The 23,759-nt window shown below is 55.9% G+C and carries 25 protein-coding genes; 15 read left to right on the forward strand and 10 right to left on the reverse strand.

Annotated elements, in window-relative coordinates; genetic code table 11:
* Positions 1–46 precede the first annotated feature (46 nt).
* Positions 47–796, forward strand: a complete 750-nt coding sequence (locus WG934_RS09295) for a polysaccharide deacetylase family protein (protein WP_339989869.1) — start codon at positions 47–49, stop codon at positions 794–796.
* Positions 797–807: 11 nt separating this feature from the next.
* On the forward strand, positions 808–1,299 hold the full coding sequence (locus WG934_RS09300) for a glutathione peroxidase (protein WP_339979989.1): 492 nt from the start codon (positions 808–810) through the stop codon (positions 1,297–1,299).
* A 16-nt stretch (positions 1,300–1,315) separates the two neighbouring features.
* Here the strand turns inward: WG934_RS09300 and WG934_RS09305 are convergent, their stop codons facing one another.
* Positions 1,316–2,101 (reverse strand): CHAP domain-containing protein, encoded by a 786-nt coding sequence (locus WG934_RS09305; protein ID WP_339989870.1) that lies wholly within the window; start codon positions 2,099–2,101, stop codon positions 1,316–1,318.
* A gap of 144 nt (positions 2,102–2,245) precedes the next feature.
* Between WG934_RS09305 and purS the strand changes: the two genes are divergently transcribed.
* From purS to purL, 3 genes are read left to right on the forward strand one after another with little or no spacing between them, the layout of a single operon-like run.
* Positions 2,246–2,488 carry a phosphoribosylformylglycinamidine synthase subunit PurS gene (purS, locus tag WG934_RS09310; protein ID WP_339979991.1) on the forward strand — a complete coding sequence of 81 codons (243 nt, stop codon included), beginning with the start codon at positions 2,246–2,248 and terminating at the stop codon, positions 2,486–2,488.
* Positions 2,485–3,156 (forward strand): phosphoribosylformylglycinamidine synthase subunit PurQ, encoded by a 672-nt coding sequence (gene purQ, locus WG934_RS09315; RefSeq protein ID WP_339989871.1) that lies wholly within the window; start codon positions 2,485–2,487, stop codon positions 3,154–3,156. Before purS ends, purQ begins: the two co-directional genes overlap by 4 nt.
* 23 nt (positions 3,157–3,179) lie before the next feature.
* Entirely contained in the window at positions 3,180–5,531 is a 2,352-nt protein-coding gene (purL, locus tag WG934_RS09320) for a phosphoribosylformylglycinamidine synthase subunit PurL (RefSeq protein ID WP_339989872.1), read from the forward strand.
* A 181-nt stretch (positions 5,532–5,712) separates the two neighbouring features.
* Here the strand turns inward: purL and WG934_RS09325 are convergent, their stop codons facing one another.
* A complete protein-coding gene (locus WG934_RS09325; protein WP_339979995.1) occupies positions 5,713–6,144 on the reverse strand; it encodes an ArsR/SmtB family transcription factor in 432 nt (143 codons plus the stop codon).
* A gap of 85 nt (positions 6,145–6,229) precedes the next feature.
* On the opposite strand from WG934_RS09325, the gene WG934_RS09330 reads away from it, so the two are divergent.
* Positions 6,230–6,670 (forward strand): arsenate-mycothiol transferase ArsC, encoded by a 441-nt coding sequence (locus tag WG934_RS09330; protein WP_339979996.1) that lies wholly within the window; start codon positions 6,230–6,232, stop codon positions 6,668–6,670.
* Here the strand turns inward: WG934_RS09330 and WG934_RS09335 are convergent.
* Positions 6,667–7,635 carry an acyl-CoA thioesterase gene (locus WG934_RS09335; protein ID WP_339979997.1) on the reverse strand — a complete coding sequence of 323 codons (969 nt, stop codon included), beginning with the start codon at positions 7,633–7,635 and terminating at the stop codon, positions 6,667–6,669. The genes WG934_RS09330 and WG934_RS09335 overlap by 4 nt on opposite strands.
* 91 nt (positions 7,636–7,726) lie before the next feature.
* On the opposite strand from WG934_RS09335, the gene WG934_RS09340 reads away from it, so the two are divergent.
* A complete protein-coding gene (locus WG934_RS09340; protein ID WP_339979998.1) occupies positions 7,727–8,104 on the forward strand; it encodes a sterol carrier family protein in 378 nt (125 codons plus the stop codon).
* 13 nt (positions 8,105–8,117) lie between these two features.
* Here the strand turns inward: WG934_RS09340 and nagB are convergent, their stop codons facing one another.
* A complete protein-coding gene (nagB, locus tag WG934_RS09345) occupies positions 8,118–8,885 on the reverse strand; it encodes a glucosamine-6-phosphate deaminase (RefSeq protein WP_339979999.1) in 768 nt (255 codons plus the stop codon).
* A 147-nt stretch (positions 8,886–9,032) separates the two neighbouring features.
* Here nagB and purF point away from each other — a divergent pair, with 147 nt between their 5' ends.
* Positions 9,033–10,580 (forward strand): amidophosphoribosyltransferase, encoded by a 1,548-nt coding sequence (purF, locus tag WG934_RS09350; protein WP_339989888.1) that lies wholly within the window; start codon positions 9,033–9,035, stop codon positions 10,578–10,580.
* 33 nt (positions 10,581–10,613) lie between these two features.
* The gene (gene purM / locus WG934_RS09355; protein WP_339980001.1) at positions 10,614–11,681 is read left to right on the forward strand and encodes a phosphoribosylformylglycinamidine cyclo-ligase; all 1,068 of its coding nucleotides are present in this window, start codon (positions 10,614–10,616) and stop codon (positions 11,679–11,681) included.
* Between the two features lie 103 nt (positions 11,682–11,784).
* Here the strand turns inward: purM and WG934_RS09360 are convergent, their stop codons facing one another.
* Both WG934_RS09360 and ygfZ read right to left on the reverse strand, forming a co-directional pair.
* Positions 11,785–11,964, reverse strand: coding sequence for a DUF3073 domain-containing protein (locus tag WG934_RS09360; protein ID WP_339980002.1), 180 nt, complete (start codon positions 11,962–11,964; stop codon positions 11,785–11,787).
* Between the two features lie 222 nt (positions 11,965–12,186).
* Positions 12,187–13,362, reverse strand: coding sequence for a CAF17-like 4Fe-4S cluster assembly/insertion protein YgfZ (gene ygfZ / locus WG934_RS09365; RefSeq protein ID WP_339989873.1), 1,176 nt, complete (start codon positions 13,360–13,362; stop codon positions 12,187–12,189).
* Between the two features lie 42 nt (positions 13,363–13,404).
* Between ygfZ and WG934_RS09370 the strand changes: the two genes are divergently transcribed.
* Positions 13,405–14,295 (forward strand): aminodeoxychorismate lyase, encoded by an 891-nt coding sequence (locus WG934_RS09370; RefSeq protein WP_339980005.1) that lies wholly within the window; start codon positions 13,405–13,407, stop codon positions 14,293–14,295.
* A gap of 41 nt (positions 14,296–14,336) precedes the next feature.
* Here WG934_RS09370 and WG934_RS09375 read toward each other — a convergent pair whose 3' ends face one another.
* Together WG934_RS09375 and WG934_RS09380 are read right to left on the reverse strand one after the other, a co-directional pair.
* A complete protein-coding gene (locus WG934_RS09375; RefSeq protein WP_339980006.1) occupies positions 14,337–14,987 on the reverse strand; it encodes an FABP family protein in 651 nt (216 codons plus the stop codon).
* 135 nt (positions 14,988–15,122) lie between these two features.
* Positions 15,123–15,881, reverse strand: a complete 759-nt coding sequence (locus WG934_RS09380; RefSeq protein WP_339980007.1) for an LmeA family phospholipid-binding protein — start codon at positions 15,879–15,881, stop codon at positions 15,123–15,125.
* A gap of 159 nt (positions 15,882–16,040) precedes the next feature.
* Between WG934_RS09380 and mshD the strand changes: the two genes are divergently transcribed.
* The 5 genes from mshD (at position 16,041) to pstB (ending at position 21,318) form a co-directional block, all read left to right on the forward strand.
* A complete protein-coding gene (gene mshD, locus WG934_RS09385; RefSeq protein ID WP_339980009.1) occupies positions 16,041–16,964 on the forward strand; it encodes a mycothiol synthase in 924 nt (307 codons plus the stop codon).
* 282 nt (positions 16,965–17,246) lie between these two features.
* The gene (gene pstS, locus WG934_RS09390) at positions 17,247–18,347 is read left to right on the forward strand and encodes a phosphate ABC transporter substrate-binding protein PstS (RefSeq protein WP_339980011.1); all 1,101 of its coding nucleotides are present in this window, start codon (positions 17,247–17,249) and stop codon (positions 18,345–18,347) included.
* 154 nt (positions 18,348–18,501) lie between these two features.
* Entirely contained in the window at positions 18,502–19,545 is a 1,044-nt protein-coding gene (pstC, locus tag WG934_RS09395; protein ID WP_339980012.1) for a phosphate ABC transporter permease subunit PstC, read from the forward strand.
* 20 nt (positions 19,546–19,565) lie between these two features.
* Complete coding sequence (gene pstA / locus WG934_RS09400) at positions 19,566–20,501, forward strand: phosphate ABC transporter permease PstA (RefSeq protein WP_339980013.1); 936 nt, start codon at positions 19,566–19,568, stop codon at positions 20,499–20,501.
* 40 nt (positions 20,502–20,541) lie between these two features.
* The gene (gene pstB, locus WG934_RS09405; protein ID WP_339980015.1) at positions 20,542–21,318 is read left to right on the forward strand and encodes a phosphate ABC transporter ATP-binding protein PstB; all 777 of its coding nucleotides are present in this window, start codon (positions 20,542–20,544) and stop codon (positions 21,316–21,318) included.
* A 278-nt stretch (positions 21,319–21,596) separates the two neighbouring features.
* Here pstB and phoU read toward each other — a convergent pair whose 3' ends face one another.
* Positions 21,597–22,325: a phosphate signaling complex protein PhoU gene (gene phoU, locus WG934_RS09410; RefSeq protein ID WP_339980017.1), complete on the reverse strand. Its 729-nt coding sequence runs from the start codon at positions 22,323–22,325 to the stop codon at positions 21,597–21,599.
* 243 nt (positions 22,326–22,568) lie between these two features.
* Positions 22,569–23,759 (reverse strand): tRNA dihydrouridine synthase DusB, encoded by a 1,191-nt coding sequence (gene dusB / locus WG934_RS09415; RefSeq protein WP_339980019.1) that lies wholly within the window; start codon positions 23,757–23,759, stop codon positions 22,569–22,571.

Genomic DNA, 23,759 nt, shown 5'->3' on the forward strand with positions numbered 1-23,759 from the left:
GCCTTGGTTTTACTTTGATTTAACGAAATAGTGATGTTGTATAGGCATGACCCTCGCACCAGTGCCTCTCGACCCATCCGTTCACCTCGCTGGCTTCCATCCACATCCGCCAGCGCTTGTTGTATCGGTGTCGGGGTTGCGGGATTCCACGTTGCTGGATGCAGCAAGGTTCGTCGCGGCGATGGACAAGCGCGATGTCAGCCCTGCGCTGCTCATAGCACCGCACGCGGGTAAGGACTGGTCTTTGCGTAAGGCTCCGGCAGTATTGGACTGGGTGCGTCGTCGTAAAGAAGAAGGCACGGAAGTACTGTTGGCTGGATTCGACCAGTCCGTGCGTGGCAGGTTAGGCGAGTTTTCAACGTTGGATGCGCATGAAGCGCACCTGCGTTTGAAGGCCGCGACGCGTCAGATGAAGGCGCTGGGGCTGGAGACTGACATGTTCGCCCCACCGAAGTGGGCAATGTCTCCAGGCACGCTGGAGGCTCTGCCAGGTTTGGGTTTCCGCATTGCAGCGGATCTTCATGGTGTGCATGACCTGGATACCGGCGCGGTAGATCCAACTCGTGTGTTGGCACTGGGAGAAGGTTTCGGTGCCGCAGGTTGGTGGCGCCGAGCGATGCGCAATTCCATCGATCGGGCAGTACGTAGCAACCGTCCAATTCGACTGTCGGTGTCAGCAACTCGCCTGCGCGAGCCGAAGGTTCGCGATGCCGCGCTGGAGATGGTCGACCGAGCGCTCGACGCGGGTGCGCAGCCGACTGGTCATGCCATGGTGCCATTGCGCGTCGCTGCCTAGACTTGGTAGCCATGAGCGACCTTTACAACATTGAAGTAACCACCATCGACGGTAAGACCACGACACTTGGAGACTGGGCAGGGCACGTCTGGTTGGTAGTAAACACCGCCAGCGAATGTGGCTTGACCAGCCAGTACGAAGGTCTGGAACGGCTTTTCCAGGATTATGCTGCGCGTGGCTTCTTCGTGCTTGGCTTCCCCTGCAACCAGTTTGGTGCTCAAGAGCCAGGCAGCGATGACGACATCGCCGACTTTTGTAGCTCTGAATACGGGGTCTCGTTCCCGATGTTCTCCAAGGTCGAAGTCAACGGGCCAGATGCACACCCGCTGTACAAGAAGCTCACGGAGTTTGCTGATAGCGACGGTGAAGCAGGCGACGTGAAGTGGAACTTCGAGAAGTTTGTGGTCAGCGATTCCGGTGAAATCATCGGCCGTTTCCGCCCTACGGTGGATCCAGAAGACGACGATCTTCTCGACCTCATCGAGGAGAATCTGCCAGTCTAACTGGAGCCCACAAGTTCTAATTGGCCACAACGGCCTCGGGGGCAGCCTCAGCTGGGCGTTCGAACTTGCCGGTCGCGCCGAAGCCGAGAATGCCACCTCGATGGGCGAGCTTCATCGTCGCAACGCCTACGCCGCCGACCTCGTCACCACCTACGGTGACCAGATCGCCCTGCACATCAACAACGAAGTTGACGTGCTTGCCTAGCGGCCATGGGTCGTCATAAAAGACGATATCGCCAATCTGTGGCATGAAATCAGGCTCCTCATGAAACGCGTCGTTAGCCCGAAAGCGCTCGATCATGCGATCAACATCCGGCTCCAACCACGCGTATGGGTCCTCAGGTGTCGGCTCCGCAAGTGGCATGCCCACCTCATTCATTACCCAAGACACGAACGCCGCATCCCACTTGCCGTCACAGTCGTATGGAAACTCCTTCTTTACGACGTCGGGTGCAGGCGAATCGCCGTCACGCGGGGGTTCCGGTTGCGGAGTGGGCTCCGGCAAAATCTGATCGGTGCACGTTGGACCGAAGTAGCGGGAACCATCGGGTTTGTCTAAGAACTGTTGGCGCGTGACGTTTGTTATATTTTGCTGCCACTGTGGACGTTCCAGATTGGTGGCCGGAAACTGATCAATCCGCCAAGCCATGGGGCGTACTGGACCCCACAAAATGAAAACCGCGCCAAAGATGAAGACGAAGCTCAACAGCAGGATCGGCCATGGCGGGATGGAGATCCTTTTGAGCTTTGACGTGCGGGGAGTGGTTGCACTGTCCTCAACGTCGTGGGCGGTTTTCGTCATGCATTAACCATATAGGTCGGCTACGAGAGACTGCAGTGGGGTTGTTATCCGCATGGCCTTGTAAAGTGGGTCTCGTAGGAATCGCCCACAGCCGGCACATGCCGGTGTACCAGGTGGGATAGTCCGAGCAACCAGGAGCAAAGCGTGGCCCGTGTAGTTGTCAATGTCATGCCCAAGGCCGAGATTCTCGACCCTCAGGGGCAGGCCGTCCAGCGTGCGCTGGGGCGCATCGGTGTGAATGGAATCGCCGATGTTCGTCAGGGCAAGAGGTTTGAATTGGAAGTGGATGAGTCTATCACCGACGCAGACTTGGACCGACTGGCAGCAACCCTGCTGGCAAATACGGTTATTGAAGATTACGAAGTTGTCCGCGAGGAAGCCAAGTGACCGCCAAGATTGGCGTCATCACTTTCCCCGGCACTCTTGATGACGTCGACGCGTTGCGCGCAGTTCGCCTTGCTGGCGCAGAGCCAGTAGAGCTGTGGCACGCCGATGCCGATCTGAAGTCTGTAGATGCAGTAGTTGTCCCTGGTGGATTCTCGTACGGCGACTACTTGCGCTCCGGTGCTATCTCCGCACTGGCACCCGTCATGCAGTCCGTGATTGGTGCTGCGGAAGGTGGCATGCCAGTACTGGGTATCTGCAATGGTTTCCAGATCCTGACGGAGTCGGGTCTGCTGCCAGGTGCTTTGACTCGCAATGAAGCACTGCATTTCCACTGCGTCGATACGTACTTGGAAGTTGCAAACAACGAAACTGCGTGGACCAACCGTTTTGAGGTTGGGCAGAAGATCCTCATCCCAGCAAAACATGGTGAAGGTCGATTCCAGGCAGCGCCAGAGACTATTAAGGAACTGGAAGAAGAAGGTCGCGTAGTGTTCCGCTACACCGACAACTTCAATGGTTCTATCAACTCGATTGCTGGTGTTACTAGCAAGAATGGTCGCGTTGTTGGTCTCATGCCACACCCAGAGCATGCTGTCGAAAAGCTGACTGGTCCATCGCTGGATGGCCTGGAGCTCTTCTTGTCCGTCGTCGGCACAATCGGTGCGTAGAAGCAGGGAAGTCGAGAACGTACATGTCTGAAACTAACTCCGAGTACACGGTGCATGACGACACCGTTGAGGCAGCAGCTGCCTCCCCAGATCTGGAACAGCCATGGGCTGAACTTGGTCTGAAGGAAGATGAATACCAGCGCATCCGCGAGATCCTGGGTCGTCGTCCAACTGATGCAGAGCTCGCCATGTATTCCGTTATGTGGTCTGAGCACTGCTCGTACAAGTCCTCGAAGGTGCACCTTCGCTACTTCGGCGAAACCACCACAGACGAAATGAAGTCGAAGATGCTCGCAGGCATCGGCGAAAACGCCGGTGTTGTCGACATCGGAGATGACTGGGCCGTGACCTTCAAGGTCGAGTCCCACAACCACCCGTCGTACGTCGAGCCGTACCAGGGCGCAGCAACCGGCGTCGGTGGCATTGTCCGCGACATCATGGCTATGGGTGCACGCCCAGTAGCAGTGATGGATCAGCTGCGTTTCGGTGCAGCTGATGCGCCAGACACCCAGCGCGTTTTGCCTGGTGTTGTCTCAGGTGTCGGTGGCTACGGCAACTGCCTCGGTTTGCCAAACATCGGTGGCGAGACTGTCTTTGACGAGTCGTACGCTGGCAACCCACTCGTGAACGCACTGTGCGTTGGTGTACTTCCGAAGGAAGACCTGCATCTGGCTTTCGCAACCGGTACCGGTAACCGCGTCGTTCTGTTCGGTTCCCGCACCGGTCTGGACGGTATCGGTGGCGTATCTGTTCTTGCTTCGGACACTTTCGAAGAAGGAGCAGAGCGCAAGCTTCCAGCGGTACAGGTCGGCGACCCATTTGCTGAGAAGGTCCTCATCGAATGCTGCCTCGACCTATACAAGGCTGGCGTTGTGGTCGGCATTCAGGACCTCGGTGGCGCAGGCCTGTCCTGTGCTGTTTCCGAACTTGCAGCATCCGGCGACAACGGCATGGCCGTGAACCTGGACAATGTCCATCTTCGCGCCGAAAACATGAGTGCAGCAGAGATCCTGTCGTCCGAGTCCCAGGAGCGCATGTGTGCAATTGTGCGCCCAGAAGACATGGACGAGTTCATGGCTATCTGCGCCAAGTGGGACGTCATCGCATCCGACATTGGTGAAGTCACCGAGAACACCAATCTGGTCATCACTCACGATGGCAAGACTGTTGTCGACGCTCCGCCGAAGACCATCGCTGATGAAGGTCCGACCTACCACCGTCCATACGCTCGTCCAGAGTGGCAGGATGCGCTTCAGGTTGAACCTGAGCTGGCGCGTCCGTCGTCAAGCGAAGAGCTGCGGAAGACCGTTCTGGAGATGGCAGCATCCCCAGCACTGTGCTCCCGTGCGCACATCACCGAACAGTATGACCGCTACGTTCGTGGCAATACTGTCGCTGCCAAGGATGCAGATGCCGGTGTTCTTCGCGTGAACGAAGAAACTGGCCGTGGTGTTGCTCTGTCCACCGACGCTTCGGGTCGTTACACAAAGCTGGATCCACGCACCGGTGCGCAGCTGGCACTGGCTGAAGCTCACCGCAACGTCACTGTGTCGGGTGCTAAGCCATACGCAGTGTCGAACTGCATGAACTTCGGTTCCCCAGAGAATCCGGATGCAATGTGGCAGTTCGCGGAAGCTGTCCGTGGACTTGCTGATGGTTGTGCGGAACTCGCTGTTCCAGTAACTGGCGGCAACGTTTCCTTCTACAACCAGACTGGCGACGAGCCAATTCTTCCTACCCCAGTGATTGCTGTGCTGGGCATTATGGACAACGTTGAGAACACCATCACCAACCGTCTCGGCACTGTCGAGGACGAGGTGCTGTACGTTCTCGGTGAGACTGCTGACGAACTTGGCGGTTCCATTTGGCAGCAGGTTGCCCACAACGCGCTTGGTGGTATGCCACCTGCTATCGATTTGGCTAACGAAGAGAAGCTCGTTGATTTCTTCCACGGCACCATCGAGGCAGAAGGCAAGCATTTCGTCTCTGCGGCCCGCGACCTTTCCGAGGGCGGTCTTGCCCAGGCACTGGTGGAGGCTGCAGTTCAAGCCGGTGTCGGCGTTGAGGCCACTCTTGACGACGTCCATTCCGACGCATTCGTCGCCCTGTTTTCCGAATCTGCATCGCGTGCGCTAGTCGCAGTGCCAGCAGTAGACGCAGCAAAGCTGGAGGAGCGCGCCGCAGCAACTGGCGTGAAGGCAACACGCATTGGCGCTGTCGTTGCAGCCGATGAGCCAGTGATCAAGGTGTCTGGTGCCGCAGGCGCTGTTGAATTCGAGATTCCAGTAGCGGAGGCAGAGGATGCATGGCGTTCGACATTGCCAAAGCTGTTTGCTCACGCTGCAGGTGCCAACTCGGTTGTTGAAGCAGAGTAAATGAAGCAGAACACTTAAGAGCGACAGCTCGGCCTCTATGCGAGGTGTAGCTCCGAAAAGAGGGGCGGGAAACCGCAATGGTTTCCCGCCCCTCTTACGTAATCGGTGCGAGTTGAGCTGCCTCCGCGCTGCTCGTTCTGAAGAAGATTGTCAGCAGCTCACGCGTGAGCAAGCTAGATCGTTAGGAGTTGTGCGCAGACAACGGCGCGTTCACCAAGACACCCGGAGGAGCTTCGGAACTGAGGTCGAGTACATTCCGAAGTGCCTCGAAACCCTCGGGGACAAGCTGATAATGTGCCCATCGCCCTTTTCGGTTCACTGCCACTAGTCCACCCTTGACCAGGCGTTTCATGTGATGGCTAATAGTTGCAGGTGTCAGCTCAAGTGCTTCTGCGAGGTGGCAGGCGCATACTTCTTGGCCCTCTGCAAATGATAGAATTGTGAGCAGCTGAACACGAGTGGCATCGCCAAGAAGTTGGAACTTCTCTGCGAGGCGCTGTGCGATGGCAGGCTGAAATATTTGCAGTGGCTTTTCGCCATCTGAAGCGCAAAAATCTGCACCCGACGACTCCTCGGACGTGATGATCAGGGGAGTCATATTTTCGGCGTTCATATTCAACAGGTGTACTCGCTTGGACATGATTAGGCAAGAATCTAAATGTAAGGTGGATAGTGCTTACCCTCGGAAGGATTAAGACATGGCAAACGCAGGTAGCACACCACAAAATAGTGAAAATAATAAACCATTAATTTATTTTTTATGCAACTCAAACTGCGGGAAGTCGCAAATGGCCGAAGCCATTATGCGACTGCGTGCTGGTGACTCGGTTGACGTGCGTTCGGCTGGCGTTAAGCCCGGTTCGGAAGTTAATGCTGAGTCGGTAGCGTCGTTAAGCCGAATCGGAGCAGATATGTCGAACGGTGAACCAACCGCTATTGACGGCGACGTTATGGCTACCGCTGACCGTGTCATCGTTGTCGGTGGCGCGGAGATTCCACAGTACGACGGCATGAAGACCAGCGTCGAACGATGGGAAGTCGACGAGCCGTCACTTCGTGGCATCCACGGTGACGGGCGCATGGACCTGCTTCGCGATGAAATTGACCAGCGCGTACAGAATCTGGTCGACGAGCTCTAAGCCTTCTCTGGCAGAACCAGCGGCAGTGGCTGGTACCTGTCGCGCAGCGCCTTGAGGGACAGGTCGTGTGCTTCGAGGCGCTTATCTTCATCCGTGACCGGAGTGAAGTGTGGAACAGGTTGCGGATTGAAATCATCGTCAATAGCCACGTATGTCATCGACGAATGCAACGCGAGTTCCAGGCCACCACGGCCCTTGCGAGGCTCTCCCGAATGCACGTGGACGCTGAGATGCATGGACGTGGTGCCGGTGCGCAAAACGCGTGCTCGAACCTCTACGAGATCACCAATGTGGATTGGCTTGTAGAAGCGAATACCACCCGCGTACACCGCGATTGTTTGGCGCCCCGACCAGTTGGTCGTGACAGCTGTTGCGGCTTCGTCAATCCATTCCATTGCGGTGCCACCGTGCACATTGCCACCCCAGTTGATGTCGGTCGGCTTAGCCAAGAACCGAGTCGTCATTTCTGGGGCAGAAGAATCCGCGGAGTAAGTCTGAGCACGCATTGACGCCTCGATATCGCGACGAAGATCAAAACGCGACAACGCAGCTTCCTGCACGCGCTTTTCTTCTTCGGTCTCGGGCTCCCATTTTGGCACCTCCGTCGGCTTCCGGTTCTCGTCCATCGCAACGAAGATGACTACGCAGTCTGCAGCTCGCGTGAACTTGCCGTCACGCGGATCTGCCGACAGCACCTCATTCACAATGTGCATCGATGTGCGACCGGTATACGCAATCTTCGAGCGAACCTCAACGATATGGCCACTCGGAATGGGCCGTGTGAAGTGAATATGGCCGAAATACGCCGTTACGCAGTACGTTCCGCACCACTGCGAAGCGCACGCGTATGCAGCCTTATCGATCCACTGCAATACTCGCCCTCCATGCACACTATTGGTGCCTGCATTTAGTACGTCAGTGGGTGCAGCAAGGAAACGCAAAGTGAGCGATGGCGACAAATTCATGGCTGTCAGACTAACAACATTCATGATGATTGGCAGCGGAATTGCAGCTTTTGAAAACAGCGTTACGACGGTCGTTTCGTATCATCAACGCATGGCCAAAACCATTGACCCAGAGGAAGTTCGCGCCGCAGTGCTCCGTGTCGCGGAGTGGGTAAAAGACCCTGAGAACGAACCGCGACCGACGCGCGCAGCGATTGCAGCTGCGGTGCGGCTTACCGCGCGCACGATTTCTCAGGAAGCGCCAGGGCATAGCGTCGAGCTGCGAGTGCCACCTTATGTGGCCGTACAGTGCATCGAGGGACCACGCCACACTCGTGGCACGCCACCCAACGTGGTGGAAACCGATGCCGTGACGTGGCTTCAGCTAGCCACAGGACTGCGTGTTTTTGATGCCTCAGCGCCTGAGCTCGACGTTTCGGGCACGCGAGCACATGAGGTCGCTGAACACCTGCCCGTCGTCAAGCTGTAGCTGCTTGGCTGGCTTACACGTCCTGCCAGTCGGGCTTGTTCTCCCAAGAGAACTTGTAGTACTCAGAGTGCTGCAGCAGAGAGCCGGCGCGCTCGTCAATGATCACGGTTGCACGTGGATGCATCTGCAGTATCGACGCAGGGCAGTTGGCTGACAACGGTCCTTCACACATATCGGCAACGGCCTGTGCCTTGCCCAAACCGGTGGCCAGCAACAGCAGGTGACGCGCCTTCGAGATTGTGCCGAGACCCTGGGTTACGCACTGCTTGGGGACGTCGTCAAGAGAGTCGAAGAAACGCGCGTTATCCGCAATTGTGCGTGGGTGCAGTGACTTCAACCGAGTGATCGACTGCAGTGAACTGCCTGGCTCATTAAAACCAATATGCCCATCGGATCCGATACCTAGCAGCTGGACATCAATGCCACCGGCTTCCTGGATCTGACGATCGTACTGGTAGGCGTGCTGCGGATCCTGTGCATTCGGGGAGTACACCACGGAATCGTGAATATCGATGTGGCTGGTGAACTCGCGACGAATGGTGGAGTAGTAGCTCTGCTCGTGGTCGTGTGGCAGGCCGACGTATTCATCGAGAAGGAAGGCGTTGCAATGCTCGAACGACAGTCCCTCTTCACGGTGGCGGCGGATGAGCTCCTTGTACGTCGGAACAGGGGTCGAACCCGTTGCCAAGCCAAGATTGGCTTCAGCTTCGGCATAGCGGGCAAGGATGTCAGCTGCGAGATTAGCGACAGCAGCCTCATCCTCGAGAATGATGATTTCCATACTTGGATCGACCCTTCCACAGGTTCATTGACACGTCGGGCACAAGTTTAGCGGTGCCAGGTTAATGCCCCCGGTTTTCGTCTCGTTAACCGCCTATTTGGTTTTGACCTACCTGGCACGACTATCTTTAATGATGTGGCCGATACCATGAACCCAGGTTCCCTTACAGGTTGCCCAACCCAGCCGACTTCACCTTTCGACGATTGCGGTGAGAATGCTCCCCGCGAAGAGTGTGGCGTATTCGGTGTATGGGCTCCGGGCGAAGATGTTTCGAAACTGACTTACTACGGTTTGTTCGCACTGCAGCACCGCGGTCAAGAAGCCGCTGGCATTGCTGTCGGCGACGGCGACCAGATTCTCGTCTTCAAAGATCTAGGCCTTGTGTCCCAGGTTTTTGACGAGCAGTCGTTGGAAGCGCTGAAGGGGCACGTCGCCATTGGACATACGCGGTACACCACGGCGGGTTCGCCGTCATGGGAAAACGCACAGCCCATGTTCCGTATGGCAGACGATGGCACCGACATCGCCCTCGGACACAATGGCAACCTCACCAACCATCTGACGTTGTTCGAGGAAGCAGAAGCTCTAGGTCTGGTCGATGACAGCAACGGCATGCCGAGCGATTCGGATATTATGTGCGCGCTGATCGCTCATGAGACCGGGCGTGTCGACGATCCGACGGAAGACGGATGCGAAACAAAGGTGGAGGTTGCTGCGAAGCGAGTTCTGCCACGCATTAAGGGCGCCTTCTGTTTGACGTTCACTGATGGCGACACGCTTTATGCTGCCCGTGACCCACAGGGCGTCCGTCCGCTGTGCCTGGGCCGTCTTGCAAATGGTTGGGTCATCGCCTCGGAGACGTGTGCGCTCGACATTGTTGGCGCCTCTTTCGTACGTGAAATTCAGCCTGGTGAATTGGTATCTATCGACGCCGCCGGTGTCCGCTCGATGCGTTTTGCTGAGACGAAGCATGCTGGCTGCATTTTCGAGTATGTGTACTTGGCTCGCCCAGACTCCGTGATCCGTGGTCGCTCTGTTAATGCTGTCCGTCTGGAACTGGGACGCCAGTTGGCGCGAGAGTTCCCAGCAGACGGTGACCTCGTGATGCCAACACCGGACTCAGGTACTCCAGCTGCTGTTGGCTATGCCCAGGAATCCGGAATCCCATTCGGTCAGGGCTTGACCAAGAACGCCTACGTTGGACGTACCTTCATCCAGCCTTCTCAGACGATTCGTCAGCTGGGTATCCGACTGAAGTTGAATCCCCTGAAGGAAGTCATCGCAGGTAAGCGACTCGTTGTTGTTGATGACTCGATTGTTCGTGGCAACACCCAACGTGCATTGATTCGTATGCTCCGCGAGGCGGGAGCTGCTGAAGTTCACGTCCGTATTGCCTCACCACCAGTCAAGTGGCCGTGCTTCTACGGCATTGATTTTGCTTCTCCAGGTGAGCTCATTGCTAATGGTTTGTCAGAGGATGCCGTTGTTGAAGGTATCGCGCGTGCGATCGGTGCAGACAGTCTCGGCTTCGTTTCTGTCGACGGTATGACAGAGGCGACAGAGCAGGCCGGCACCGAGCTATGCCGTGCATGCTTCGACGGACGCTATCCACTGGGATTGCCGGAGAATGACGCTAATGCGGAAGCCGTCGCACGAATGCAATCCGCCCATGCAGCTACCCTGGGTAGCGACTAACCACGTTTGAAAAGAAAGAAGCGAGAAGCGGATATGACCGACAATCAGAACCGTGGCGCCTCCTATGCGGAAGCCGGTGTGGATATCGAGGCAGGCGATCGCGCAGTAGAGCTGTTCGCGCCAATTGCTAAGAAGGCCACTCGACCAGAGGTACGTGGAGGTCTCGGCGGTTTCGCCGGTCTCTTCGCGCTAGGGGAGTACAAGAAGCCACTGTTGGCTGCAGGCTCCGATGGTGTGGGTACGAAGCTTGCTGTTGCGCAGGCAATGGACAAGCATGACACCATCGGCCAAGACCTGGTTGCCATGGTTGTTGATGATCTGGTGGTCTGCGGTGCAGAACCACTTTTCCTGCAGGATTACATTGCTATTGGCAAGGTTGTCCCAGAGCACGTAGCGGAGATCGTCAAGGGGATTGCTGAAGGGTGTATTCAGGCTGGTTGCGCACTGCTCGGAGGCGAAACCGCGGAGCATCCAGGTGTGATGGAGCCAGGCGAGTACGACGTTTCGGCTACTGCAGTTGGTGTGGTCGAAGAAGACAAGGTGCTTGGCCCAGACCGCGTCCGTGAGGGCGATGTTGTCATCGGTATGGCCTCCTCAGGTCTTCACTCCAATGGTTACTCGCTGGCTCGGTACGTACTCCTGGAGCGCGCAGGCATGGACCTGAACGAGCACGTCGAGGACTTTGGTCGTACCTTGGGCGAAGAAATGCTCGAGCCAACTCGCATTTACGCCAAGGATTGTTTGGCACTGATGAACGAGACAGAGGTCCGTACGTTCTGCCACGTCACCGGTGGTGGCTTGGTGGGCAACATGGTCCGAATCATTCCAGAGGGACTGTGCGCTGACATGAACCGTGCAACGTGGACTCCTGGCCCAATCTTCCGCACTATTGCTGAAGTTGGTCAGGTTGCTCGCGAAGAGATGGAAAAGACCTTCAACATGGGTGTCGGCATGGTCGCTATTGTGGCCGCTGAAGATCGCGATCGTGCGCTGGCATTGCTCACTGCACGTCACATCGATGCTTGGGAGATCGGAACTGTTCGTGCTGCTCAGGACGGCGAAGCTGGCGCAGTTCTGGTGGGCGACCACCCACGGTTCTAGGAATATAAAAACGACGGAAACCCCGCCACACCATTCGGTGTGGCGGGGTTTCCGCTTGAAGCATTTACTCACACATAAGTGGAGAAGACGTTCATGTTACGCGTCAAAAGCGATCGTCGCCGGACGCCCAATCCTCCCAATCAGAGTAATCGTCTTCAACGTCGGAGTCGTCCTTCTTTCCAACGAGCTCACGCTGAAGCCTTTCCAGATCCATATCTGGCGTGTCGTACTTGAGCTGACGAGCTACTTTCGCCTGCTTTGCCTTGGCACGGCCGCGACCCATGGCCTGACCCCCTCATGTGGTCTGGGGTACGGCACGGGATTCGGCCGCCCCACTATGTTCTATATGCGTCAATTCCTGTAAGACACCATAGCCTATTACAGAGCGCACGGGTGACCGCCCTTGGACAATATCGTGTCGTGTCACAACTATTGCCGAGGTGAAACTTCGCTGACCTGCGGTTATGTAAAAACGATGTTCAGTAGATTGTCAATAAGGCCACACCTAATTCGTGTCGCGAAGGTCGCTTGTGGGGTCGATTCCAGTGCGTAGACGTGTTACCGCGGCTCGACCAGGACGAATTGCATCGTCGCGGTCAACAGTGGATGGGTCGACTGACACGGCGCATTCGCCAACAGTGAGTGCAACACCCTCCTGAGCTGAACGTTTGACCAGCGCAAGAGCGATAGGACCGAAGTCGCAATGATGCACAACCGTGCCGACGTAGCCAACAGTTCGCTTCCCAGATTTCACAGCATCGCCGGTTTCGGGAAGTTCAGACGCAGAGCCGTCAATCTGCAGCATCACCAGAGTGCGAGGAGGCCGACCAAGATTATGGACCCTCGACACAGTCTCTTGGCCACGGTAGCAGCCCTTTTCCAGATGCACAGCCGCTGGATCGAACTCAGATGCGATCCAGCGTGGCGATTCGTGGGGGATCATCTTCTCATCGACATCAAGGCCGACTTCGGGGCGCAGTGACACCACTCGTTCGGCTTCCCATGCCATGAGTCCAGTCGGGCGCGCACCAGCTGCCAACAGTTGGTCAGTGACAGCAACTGAGGCGCTGCGAGGAACTAAAAGGTCAACCGTCCCGCCAGCTGGCCAGGGAAGATGTCGGATCATCGCGACATCGTCGCCAAGTGCAGCACAGTCAGCGCCAGCAAGCGATGCGGTGCCAACCTGCGGAAAGGGAAGATGGGCCGCCGCCAATGTTTCCGGTGAGGTCGGACCAACCACTGACAACACTGCAAGATCTGTTTCGCGAACCTCGACCTTTGACCAGAAAATCATCATGGTCAAATACTTCAGCAACGACTCGGCAGAAAGCGGTGGGACATCCAACAGCACGGAATCCTCCAGCACTGTCACCACCATGTGATGAAGAACGCGTCCCTGAGGATCCAAATTGAGTGCTTCGGTGACGGTTCCCGACGAAACGTCGTCAAGCTTCTGTGAAAACAGGGTGTTGAGCCACGTCAACCGATCTTCGCCGGTGATCTCAATGACGGTGCGGTACGAGCGATCAACTAAAGCGGTTGATTCGTGTATTGCTCGCTGCTCGACCAATGGGGAGCCGTAATGCCATGCCACGCCCGCACGCCCGCCGACATCATCACCTTCGACTGCAACAGCGCCAGGAAGATGCGAGACGATCGGACTGGAAAAATCGATAGCCACACCGACATCGTATCGTGTCTTGTTGGTAATAGGCTAAGGGTCATGAAGAATTCCCAGACTTCTTTGGTTCTTATCGACGTCTTATCCGGCGATACCCCATTCGTTGTTGATGCCTCGCAGCCGTTTCTTTTCGCTGATGACTTAGGAGCTGTACGTGGCGATGGAGTCTTTGAAACGCTCCTCGTTCGCGACGGACACACGTGTAATACCAAACGACATGAGGACCGCTTCCTGTCGTCCTCAGCGATGCTGGAGATGCCGGAACCGGATCTTGAACAGTGGCGCGCAGCCAACGCACTGGCTCTGGCAGAACTGCGCAAGCTCGGTATCGGCGATTCTGATGGTTCGTTGCGGTGGGTGTACTCCCGAGGTCGAGAATCGACTGGTGAGCCTACTGGCTATGTTCTGGCCTCGATTTCACCGGACATGGGGCAGGTGCGTCGTCAAGGAGTGAAAGTCATGCTTGCGCAGCGTGGTTTTTCACTGGACCTGGGGAGCAAGGCGCCGTGGGCACTAATTGGGGCGAAGACGCTGTCGTACGCGGCCAACATGGCGGCACTCCGATACGCAAAAGCCAACGACTTTGACGATGTCATCTTCGTTTCTGCCGAAGGAAATCTGCTGGAAGGCCCAACGTCGACGATTATCATCGTTCGTGGCACGGAGTTGCTTACACCGAAGCCTGGGGAAGGCATTCTGCCGGGTACCACGCAGGCAGCACTCTTTGCTCAGGCAGAAAAAGAGGGGTGGACATGCGTAGAAGCAAATCTCACCCCTGAGGATCTACAGACCGCCGACTCTGTCTGGCTTGTTTCTTCCGTCCGCATTGCAGTTCGCGTCACCACTGTGGACGGGCAGCCACTCGCAGAGCCGTCTGCAGAATCGCAGCTGGCATTTCACAAGCTTTGCGACGACGCCCTCGCCAGCAACTAGCCCACAGTTAGCCACGCTCATGGCCCGCTACGAGATCGAGCCTAGCCGGCGTAACGCGTCAGTTGAGCGGACATACGTGGCACGAATTCGTCGTCACGCAGTCGTTCGTCGACCCAGCCTAGGTCGTTGTTTGGCATGAGGCCGTACAGGCGCTTGCCAGGGCCGAGAGATGCGGGACCGGTGGCGGTGACCATCGTGGAGGCCGCCTGCAGTTCCCATGCGCGCTCGGAAATTGGCTCGCCGTAGTAGATCTCGACAACGCCAGTGGAGTGGGTGCAGACGAACTCGATCTCGTCGTCATCGTTGATGCGCCAGAAACCGGTTTCGCGGAGGTCTGGCCCCGTTGGGTTCCCGTCTTCGTCGAGCTTCCAGAAGCGTGATTCGTAGCTGAGGTAATTTTCGCCATCGTGCTTGAAAATCAGCTGCTGGCCGAACGCATAGTTGCCGTCGACGACAGTGTCTGCCTTGCCCTCTCCACGCCACACGCCGACGAGCGGGAGCAACGCCAGCAAACCATCATGCAGGTTTGGTCCCTGGCGAAGATTCGCGGTGTCTTCTGGGATCGGCAGCCCAGGTAGCTCAGAAATATTCCGCGAAGCCGTGGATTCTGCAGTTTGTGCAGCACGGTTCACTGCCTCATTTCCGTTGAGGAGTGGTGCGTTTGATTCGTTCGCTTCATTGGCATCGGTCATGCCTCTTAGTTTACGCATCCACTTTTCCGACCATGCGGGGTGCCAAGGTTGAAGCGCAAATTTGCGTAGTGAAGACTGAGATCCGTGGCAACTAACGACACCGATGCAGTCCCCGGCAGACTAATTGGAGTCCTCTTAGTGTGAACCTTCGAAATCAGATTTGTCGTCAGCAACTGGGAGGAAATCACGAGGAGACACTGTTGCATGGATCTTCTCCGCTTCCACGAAGATGAAGCCACCCGACACGTAAATACGAGTCGGAGGCATATCCAGAGGCAAACTTTCACCTGGAAGTTCGAGATAGAAGACATCCAAGAATTCCTGGGTGAGCTCGTCGTTTAGCTCTTTACCCGGAGTCTCCTTCGTCGTCTCCTTATCTTCCGGACCCGAAATAATATGATCCGGGAGGAAGTACACGTCACCGCTTTTAATTCGCAGCTTTACGACGGCCGTCACTGGTGCCGAATACCCCTTCGGGGTCGCTTCGAGGATGGCCTCGGTTTCCCAACCGCCAGCGGGGGAGACGTCGTCAAGGTTTTGAATGACGAGGTCGGTCAGACCCATGTGTTGACCAAGGGCAAGGCCATCGAACTGCAGATTGGTGAAAAACTTCTTTGCGTAGGTCGATTCGAAGTCCCCACTCCAGACGCTGCGGGCCGGAACTTTGGCATCGGAAGCGCCGGATTCGACGGATACGAGGCCAAATCCAGGGACTTCGAGGTCACGAGCGCGCACACGAATTGAAGACAGCTTCCCGGTAACAAACGAGGATGAATACGCCATGCCGCCCAGTCCAACGTACGGATCTGCGGGCAAATTCGCGTCCGCCCGCAAGGAATTGGCGAAGCTGCGTTCAGCGTGGATGGCAACCCCAGCGTCGGCAAGGAAAAGCATGGCCAATGAGGCACATACTCCACCTATTATTTTCCGACGACGAGAAGATGACACATCTCATTCATACCCTATTGGCTGCTTGTTCCAGTATTCGCTTGTGTATTCGTTTGTGCGTACGATTCGCCAGCTAGGACTCCTGAGGCTGTCTACAGTGGTGCCATGGACCTCAACTTGCAGCACTTTCCATCCGTTCTTTCCGGTGATTCGTTGAACTCTGCTCGACGTCTCCTTGTCGACGCCACGGCTCAGGACCGCGTCGAACCATTCGGCGAGGCCTTTGTACGTGGATTGTCGGAACCACAGCGAGGCCATCAGCACGTGGCCGTATTCTCCGCGGATCAGCCGGGTCAATGCATAGCACTCGCAGGTATTGCCCCTGATTCCATCGAGTTGGTCGTACACCCAGCTTTTCGACGTCGCGGAGTCGGGCAACGATTGCTGCAAAGCGTTGATGAGATCGTCGTAAAGCCGGGGCGTCTGCCGATATGGGCTCATGGCAATCTTCCGGGTGCGCAGCAGTTGGCAGCTGTCACGGGGCGGAAGATGAATCGGCAGTTGCTGCAGATGTCGATTGAAGGAGAGTCGCTTGACTTGGCTGCGGAGGGTGGCGAGGTCCCCGATGGGATTGAGCTCGAAACCTATGCAGAACTTGAGAAAAACATAGGTAGGGAAGCTGCGGACAGCGCATGGTTGGCCGTCAATAATGAAGCCTTTGATTGGCACCCAGAACAGGGGAATTGGACGCAGGGCGATCTAGATTTGGCGCGCAGTGCTGACTGGTTTGATTCAGCCGGGGTGTTCTTCGCGGTTGATCGAGATAGTAGAGAAGTCGTTGGATTCCACTGGACAAAAATGCATCCTGAACAGGAGGAACGTGTAGGTGAGGTCTATGTCATTGGGCTGGCTGAGCGTGCTCGAGGACGGGGTGTAGGGGCTTGGTTAACCCGAATTGGATTGAAAGATCTGGTTGCGCGAGGTGCCGGGGCGGTCATTCTCTATGTGGAAGGGGGTAACGCGACGGCAATTCGAACCTACGAAAAGACAGGATTCGAGCTTGCGCGAATGGACGTTATGTACGGGTAATTACAGGAATATATGGCGAATTTGTTGCAGTACTCACAGTCAAAATTAAGTAGTTAACCAATTGTTAACCTAGATAACAGCAGTGCGTCACCCTGGAACGTTATCTTCGCCTACTAGTGGGGCCTGGACATTGGTTCCACGGAAGATGCGGAACTGATGTCTGCGGCTGTGCTCGCTGAATAGGAACCGTGTTCGCCCCCCTGATTCCGTTAAGTGTTGAAGGTTGTCGCCAATCCTGGCGCGTACTAGAGATGCTGCATTAATTTTCATCCGGAGGAACCCGTGCTGAAGAACACTCGTCGCCGTGCTGCCATTTTGGGACTGACCGCTGTTGCTGGTCTGACCCTCTCCGCTTGCTCTGAGGGTGGAGACACCGGAGCATCTGAAGTTGAAGGTCTGACCGAAACCACCGGTGAGCTGCAGGGTGAGGGCGCTACCTCCCAGCAGCGTGCAATGGACCTGTTTGCAACCCTGTACGAAGAGACCGGTTCGACCCTGTCTTACAACGCAACCGGTTCGGGCTCTGGCCAGACCCAGTTCATCGCAGGCACCGTTGCATTCGCTGGCTCGGACTCTCCACTGAAGGAGAAGGACGGCAAGGATCAGATCGCAGAAGCTAAGAAGCGTTGCGGTGGCAACGACGCTTGGCACCTGCCAATGGTCATCGGCCCAGTTGCTGTTGCATACAACCTCGAGGGCGTTGAGCTTAACCTGTCGCCAGAAGTTGTTGCTGAAATCTTCGACGGCAAGATCACCAAGTGGAACGATGAAAAGATCGCCAAGCTGAACGAAGGCGCAGATCTTCCAGACAAGGACATTTCGGTTATCTACCGCTCGGAAGAGTCCGGTACCACCGACAACTTCATGAAGTTCCTGTCGGCTTCCGCTCCAGATCAGTGGAAGCACGAGGCTTCGAAGTCCTTCCCAACCGCAACCGGTGCTGGCGCTAACGGCTCCGCTGGTGTTGTGGACCAGGTTGCAGCTATTGACGGTGGCATCACCTACGTTGAGGCTGGCTTCGCTAAGGATAAGGATCTTGGCATCGCCAAGATGGACTTCGGCAACGGCCCAGTTGAGCTGAACGCTGAAACCGTTGGTAAGGCAATGGACAACGTTGAGTACAAGTCCGAGGGCCACGACATGGTTGTGGACTCCGACAAGCTCTTCTCGATGGATCAGGAAGGTGCTTACCCACTGGTTCTGACCACCTACGAGATCGTTTGCTCCGCTGGCTACGACGAGCAGACCCGCGACCTGGTCAAGAACTTCTTCAAGGTTGTTCTTGAGAAGGGTCAGTCCCCAGAGCTCGAAGAGCTGGGCTACATCCCAGTTCAGGGTGAGTTCAAGCAGAAGCTGGTCGACGCAGTCGACGCCATCAAGTAGGTCTCTGCGAATCGTATAATCCTGACTTTTAGCAGTCACGAGAGCCGCCGGCCGGTTGACCATTTGACACGTGTTTTCTTTGAAAGCGGTGCAATAGGTCAATCGGCCTCAGGTGCGTAAATGGCAGCTAAATACTTTGACAAGGAAATTGATTATGTCTTCCCCTACATCCGCTAAGGGAAACGAAGAGCTGAAAGAAGTAACTGCCGATACGTTGTCCAACGCGCCTCGCGTTGGCACCCGCTCAGATGAGCCGGGTGAAGCCCAGGTAGCACACGGTGTGGTGCGCCCAGGTGACCGTATCTTCCGCATGCTTTCGGTCGGTTCTTCGGCTTTGGTTACGGTTTTCATTATCGCGATTGCGGCATTCTTGATGCTCCGCGCTATTCCGGCCATCTCCCGAAACCAAGAGAACTTCTTCACCTACTCAGAGCGCTGGAACTTGGCTGATACCGCAGCAATGCACTTCGGTATTCCAAACCTGTTCCTCGTAACCATCACGGTTTCGATCTTGGCCCTGATCCTGGCTATGCCGGTTGCACTTGGTATCGCTATCTTCTTGACCACCTACGCGCCAAAGCGACTAGTTAAGCCACTTGGTTACCTAGTTGACCTGCTCGCTGCAGTACCATCCATCGTTTACGGTCTGTGGGGCTTCATGGCTCTTGGACCAGCACTGTCAGGCTTCTACGAGGCCTTGGCAAAGAACTTGTCGTTCATTCCGTTGTTCCAGACCTACGTCAACTCTCCGGACTTTGCGACGGGTCGTAACCTCTTCACTGGTGGCATCGTCCTGGCAATTATGATTCTGCCGGTTATCGCAGCTACCACCCGAGAGGTTTTCGTTCAGACTCCTCGTGGACACATCGAAGCTGCCCTCGCACTCGGTGCAACCCGCTGGGAAATGGTCCGTATGGCGGTTCTTCCATTCGGTAAGTCCGGCTACATCTCCGGCTCGATGCTGGGTCTTGGTCGTGCACTCGGTGAAACCATGGCGCTGTACATGGTTATCTCTACGTCTGACGCGTTCCGTGGTTCGCTGTTCGATGGTGGCACCACTTTCGCAACGGCCATTGCTAATGCTGCTCCGGAGTTCAACGACAACTTGAAGGCCGGCGCTTACATGTCCGCAGGTCTTGTCTTGTTCCTGTTGACCTTCGTGGTTAACTCCGCTGCTCGCATGATTGCGAAGAAGTAATCGGAAAAGAGGATATCGACATGACTAACCAAAACGATAGCGTCATCGTGGCGGACCCTAATGAAAAGGTCTCTACGAGTGACTCTGCCTTTACCCCTCTCAAGGGTTCGCGCAAGGTAGTTGACAACCTTTCGACCGTATTGATCTACGCCTGCATGGCGCTGGCACTGATCCCACTCGGCTGGGTTTTGTTCGAACTCATCACCCGTGGCACCAGCTCACTTCTTTCTCCAGAATGGTGGACCGCCTCTCAGCGAGGTGTGACCGTTGGTTCTGCAGAAGGCGGTGTTGCACACGCAATCATCGGTACCATTGTTCAGGCTCTGGTTACTGCAATCATCACGGTGCCAGTCGGCATCTTCGTTGCAATCTACCTGGTCGAGTACGCGGGCAACTCGCGTCTTGGCAAGATCACGACCTTCATGGTGGACATCCTTTCGGGTGTTCCATCCATCGTTGCTTCGCTGTTCATTTACTCCATGTGGGTCGTTATGTTCGGCATGAGCCGTTCAGGCTTCGCAGTTTCGTTGGCTCTGGTGCTGCTTATGCTCCCAGTAGTTGTTCGAAACACAGAGGAAATGCTTCGCGTTGTTCCTCACGACCTGCGTGAAGCGTCTTACGCACTGGGCGTTCCAAAGTGGAAGACCATCGCAAAGATCGTTTTGCCTACCGCTCTCTCCGGCATTGTTACCGGTGTCATGCTTGCAGTTGCACGTGTTATGGGTGAGTCGGCACCAATGCTGATTCTGGTTGCTACTTCCCGAATCATCATGTGGAACCCATTCGGTCAGTCTCAGTCTTCGTTGCCACTGTTCATGCTGGACATGTACAAGGCAGGTAACACCGGTGCGGCATTCGACAAGATGTGGGGCGCAGCTCTGACGCTGGTCCTGATCATTGCACTCATCAATGTCATCGCGCGAGTCATCTCCGCAAAGTTCTCTGTAAAGAGCTAATCGGGCGCTAAGCCTCAGATTCCTAGGAAGGTAAAGAACAATGGCGAAGCGCCTTGATCTGAACGACGTCAACATCTACTACGGTGATTTCCACGCAGTTAAGGAAGTCAACCTGCATGTACCACCACGCTCGGTTACCGCATTCATCGGCCCATCCGGCTGTGGTAAGTCCACTGTTCTTCGTTCCCTGAACCGTATGCACGAGGTTATCCCAGGCGCATACGTCAAGGGCGAGGTTCTTCTTGATGGCGAGAACATCTACGGACCAAAGGTTGACCCAGTGTCCGTTCGTAATACCATCGGCATGGTTTTCCAGCGTCCAAACCCATTCCCAACCATGTCCATCGAGGACAATGTTGTTGCGGGTCTGAAGCTTTCGGGCGTGAAAAATCGTGCGCGTTTGAAGGAAGTTGCAGAGAAGTCTCTCCGCAGCGCAAACCTGTGGGATGAAGTTAAGGACCGTCTTGACAAGCCAGGCGGTGGCCTCTCCGGTGGTCAGCAGCAGCGTCTGTGCATTGCTCGTGCAATCGCAGTTGAGCCAGAAGTTCTCCTCATGGACGAGCCTTGCTCCGCTCTCGACCCAATCTCGACTCTGGCAATCGAGGACCTGATCCACGAGCTGAAGGAAGAATTCACCATCGTCATCGTGACGCACAACATGCAGCAGGCTGCTCGTGTGTCCGACCAGACCGCGTTCTTCTCCCTCGAAGCTACTGGCAAGCCAGGTCAGCTTGTTGAAGTTGGCCCAACCAAGAAGATCTTCGAGAACCCAGACAAGAAGGAAACCGAAGACTACATTTCGGGTCGTTTCGGCTAAGTCGAGCGCGTCCGCGAAGTTGTGTGTTTAGCGACGAGCTGTCGTCGCAAAGCCTGAAAGCGCCACTGTCCAATTCTGGATGGTGGCGCTTTTGCAGTCGTATAGCCTGTTGTCGTCATCCAGTGGCTAAGCCAGTCACCTGGAGACAGCAGTCAAACTCTAGTTCCGGGCTGTGGAAAGCACGAATCCAGCAACACTATCCTCAAGAGGAAGTGCGGCTGGGTTCGGTGATCAGCGTGGGGTACATGCTTGATGACTAATCGTTGAGCATGCTCTCGCTACATGGTGAAGTGACGCTCCAAGTACTCCAGGCGACGTGAGATAGAGTCACGCTGTTTCTCATCCTCGATTCGTTCGAGGTAATCGCCCCACTTGTATCCGGTAGCCAAGTAGACAACTCGGGTTGAAACCTCAACAGCATGGTCTGCGTAGCGTTCGAAGTAGCGACTAAGCAGCGTGATGTCGACTGTTTGAGCAGGAGTGCCAGTCCATTCTGGTGACGTGGTGACCTGAAGCAGGTGCGCATGAATATCATCAATTGCATCATCATCGTGATTGACCTTCATGGCCAGATCAACGTCGTAATCGATGAGGACTTGGCGCGTGTCATGCGTCAATTGGTCGGAGACTTTAGCCATCTCCTGGAAGAAACCAGTGATATCTTCTGGCAAAGCCTTTTCAGGGAAACGGCGACGAGCCACGTTTGCGATGTGTACGGACAAAGCACCCATGCGGGAAATATCTTCCACAATATAGATACCAGACACGACCTGTCGCAGATCTCGTGCAACAGGCGCTTCGCGGGCGAGCAGTTCGAATGCGCGCTCTTCGGCCGACGTGCGAAGCTCGTCTAGCTTGTCGATGCTAGAGAGCACCTGTTCAGCAGCTTCCAAATCGGCATCGAAGAGAGCCTTTGCCGCTGCGCGGTGCATGCCATGGACGTGATCGCACATGACAATGAGGCCATGTGCAAGGGCGTCCATCTGTTCTCGGTAAATAGTGCGCATATCTAAATGTTAAGGGTTAATCGTTTAAGATGCGCGCCCTTGATGATTGGCAGAAAACGATAAAGCGTCTCGTACTTTCTATCGTCAAACTTTCTACCTGCGTGTTTACCGCGATGTGAACACCATTAGTCACAATACTAAAACAGCCTGGAGTAGTGCTGGTCACAGTGTTACCCCTATTGCGGGGTAAACAGCTAGTGGGTCCGAAATCCAGTCACCACGTCGATGGTCATAAAAGTGTAGCTATCCACCTGAATGCATGATGTCAGCGCCCTCTGGAACAGTGTCATCCTCAGGGTCGTCGAGCCATCCTTCTGGCAAGACTACCTTTGCAGGCGAGCCTTGCCTGCCGCGGGCACCATCGGCGTCACACGGCAGAGCCGCGGCATTCGGACCGTCGTAAAGCGGTGCCAATGCATCGTCCAGCTCTTGCAGAGTCGAAACCTGAGCGAGAGCCTTACGTACCTCAGAACCAGCTGGGTAGCCACGCAGGTACCAACTGATGTGCTTGCGAAGATCGCGGCAACCCTTGCGCTCTCCGTCGTGCTCTACTAGTAGCTCAGCGTGGCGACGAATGATAGCAGCCACCTCGCCGAAGGTCGGGGGAGCGGGTACATCTAACCCCCGGAGTTCGGCAGAAAGCTCGGCAAAGAGCCACGGGCGACCGAGGCAGCCACGGCCGACAACGACCCCGTCGCAGCCGGTTTCGTTCATCATGCGACGGGCATCACTTGCCGCGAAAATATCGCCATTGCCAAGAACAGGAATGTCTTCAAAACCAGACGCGACCATGTGCTCTTTCAGACGTGCGATTTCAGACCAATCTGCCTGGCCAGAGTAGCGCTGCGCAGCCGTTCGAGCGTGAAGAGCAACTGATTTCGCGCCTTGTTCAGCTGCAATGCGGCCGGCATCGAGGTGGGTATGGTGTTCGTCATCAATACCGACGCGGAACTTCACCGTGACCGGGATGTCAGTGCCTTCGGTAGCTTTCACTGCAGCTGCCACGATATTCGCAAAGAGGCGACGCTTGTAGGGAAGTGCGGAACCCCCACCTTTTCGAGTTACCTTTGGAACCGGGCAGCCAAAGTTCATGTCGATATGATCCGCGAGGTTCTCATCGACGATCTGCTTCGCAGCTTTGTATGTCCACTCTGGATCAGTGGTGTACAGCTGCAGGCTGCGCGGATTCTCTTCTGGGGCGAACGTGGTCATATGCAGCGTCTTTTCGTTGCGTTCGACCAACGCTCGTGCCGTCACCATTTCGCAGACATACAGCCCCGACACCGTTCCGGTCCGCTGCCGTTCCTGCTCACGGCACAGGGTGCGGAAAGCGACGTTTGTGACACCCGCCATCGGTGCGAGCACGACAGGGGATGGCAGCTCGAAAGGTCCGATGTGCAGGCCAGATGCGGAAGAAACGGTGGGGGTAGTCAC

It is taken from the genome of Corynebacterium sp. H78 (assembly GCF_037572275.1).
GTDB lineage: Bacteria > Actinomycetota > Actinomycetes > Mycobacteriales > Mycobacteriaceae > Corynebacterium.

Excerpts from the sequence above, each read along its gene's own strand:
- WG934_RS09295 (WP_339989869.1), top strand. The coding sequence starts at position 47 with ATGACCCTCGCACCAGTGCCTCTCGACCCATCCGTTCACCTCGCTGGC.
- WG934_RS09300 (WP_339979989.1), top strand. The coding sequence starts at position 808 with ATGAGCGACCTTTACAACATTGAAGTAACCACCATCGACGGTAAGACC.
- WG934_RS09305 (WP_339989870.1), bottom strand. The coding sequence starts at position 2,101 with ATGACGAAAACCGCCCACGACGTTGAGGACAGTGCAACCACTCCCCGC.
- purL (WP_339989872.1), top strand. The coding sequence starts at position 3,180 with ATGTCTGAAACTAACTCCGAGTACACGGTGCATGACGACACCGTTGAG.
- WG934_RS09325 (WP_339979995.1), bottom strand. The coding sequence starts at position 6,144 with ATGAACGCCGAAAATATGACTCCCCTGATCATCACGTCCGAGGAGTCG.
- WG934_RS09330 (WP_339979996.1), top strand. The coding sequence starts at position 6,230 with ATGGCAAACGCAGGTAGCACACCACAAAATAGTGAAAATAATAAACCA.
- WG934_RS09335 (WP_339979997.1), bottom strand. The coding sequence starts at position 7,635 with ATGAATTTGTCGCCATCGCTCACTTTGCGTTTCCTTGCTGCACCCACT.
- WG934_RS09340 (WP_339979998.1), top strand. The coding sequence starts at position 7,727 with ATGGCCAAAACCATTGACCCAGAGGAAGTTCGCGCCGCAGTGCTCCGT.
- nagB (WP_339979999.1), bottom strand. The coding sequence starts at position 8,885 with ATGGAAATCATCATTCTCGAGGATGAGGCTGCTGTCGCTAATCTCGCA.
- purF (WP_339989888.1), top strand. The coding sequence starts at position 9,033 with ATGAACCCAGGTTCCCTTACAGGTTGCCCAACCCAGCCGACTTCACCT.
- purM (WP_339980001.1), top strand. The coding sequence starts at position 10,614 with ATGACCGACAATCAGAACCGTGGCGCCTCCTATGCGGAAGCCGGTGTG.
- WG934_RS09360 (WP_339980002.1), bottom strand. The coding sequence starts at position 11,964 with ATGGGTCGCGGCCGTGCCAAGGCAAAGCAGGCGAAAGTAGCTCGTCAG.
- WG934_RS09370 (WP_339980005.1), top strand. The coding sequence starts at position 13,405 with ATGAAGAATTCCCAGACTTCTTTGGTTCTTATCGACGTCTTATCCGGC.
- WG934_RS09375 (WP_339980006.1), bottom strand. The coding sequence starts at position 14,987 with ATGACCGATGCCAATGAAGCGAACGAATCAAACGCACCACTCCTCAAC.
- WG934_RS09380 (WP_339980007.1), bottom strand. The coding sequence starts at position 15,881 with ATGCTTTTCCTTGCCGACGCTGGGGTTGCCATCCACGCTGAACGCAGC.
- mshD (WP_339980009.1), top strand. The coding sequence starts at position 16,041 with ATGGACCTCAACTTGCAGCACTTTCCATCCGTTCTTTCCGGTGATTCG.
- pstC (WP_339980012.1), top strand. The coding sequence starts at position 18,502 with ATGTCTTCCCCTACATCCGCTAAGGGAAACGAAGAGCTGAAAGAAGTA.
- pstA (WP_339980013.1), top strand. The coding sequence starts at position 19,566 with ATGACTAACCAAAACGATAGCGTCATCGTGGCGGACCCTAATGAAAAG.
- pstB (WP_339980015.1), top strand. The coding sequence starts at position 20,542 with ATGGCGAAGCGCCTTGATCTGAACGACGTCAACATCTACTACGGTGAT.
- phoU (WP_339980017.1), bottom strand. The coding sequence starts at position 22,325 with ATGCGCACTATTTACCGAGAACAGATGGACGCCCTTGCACATGGCCTC.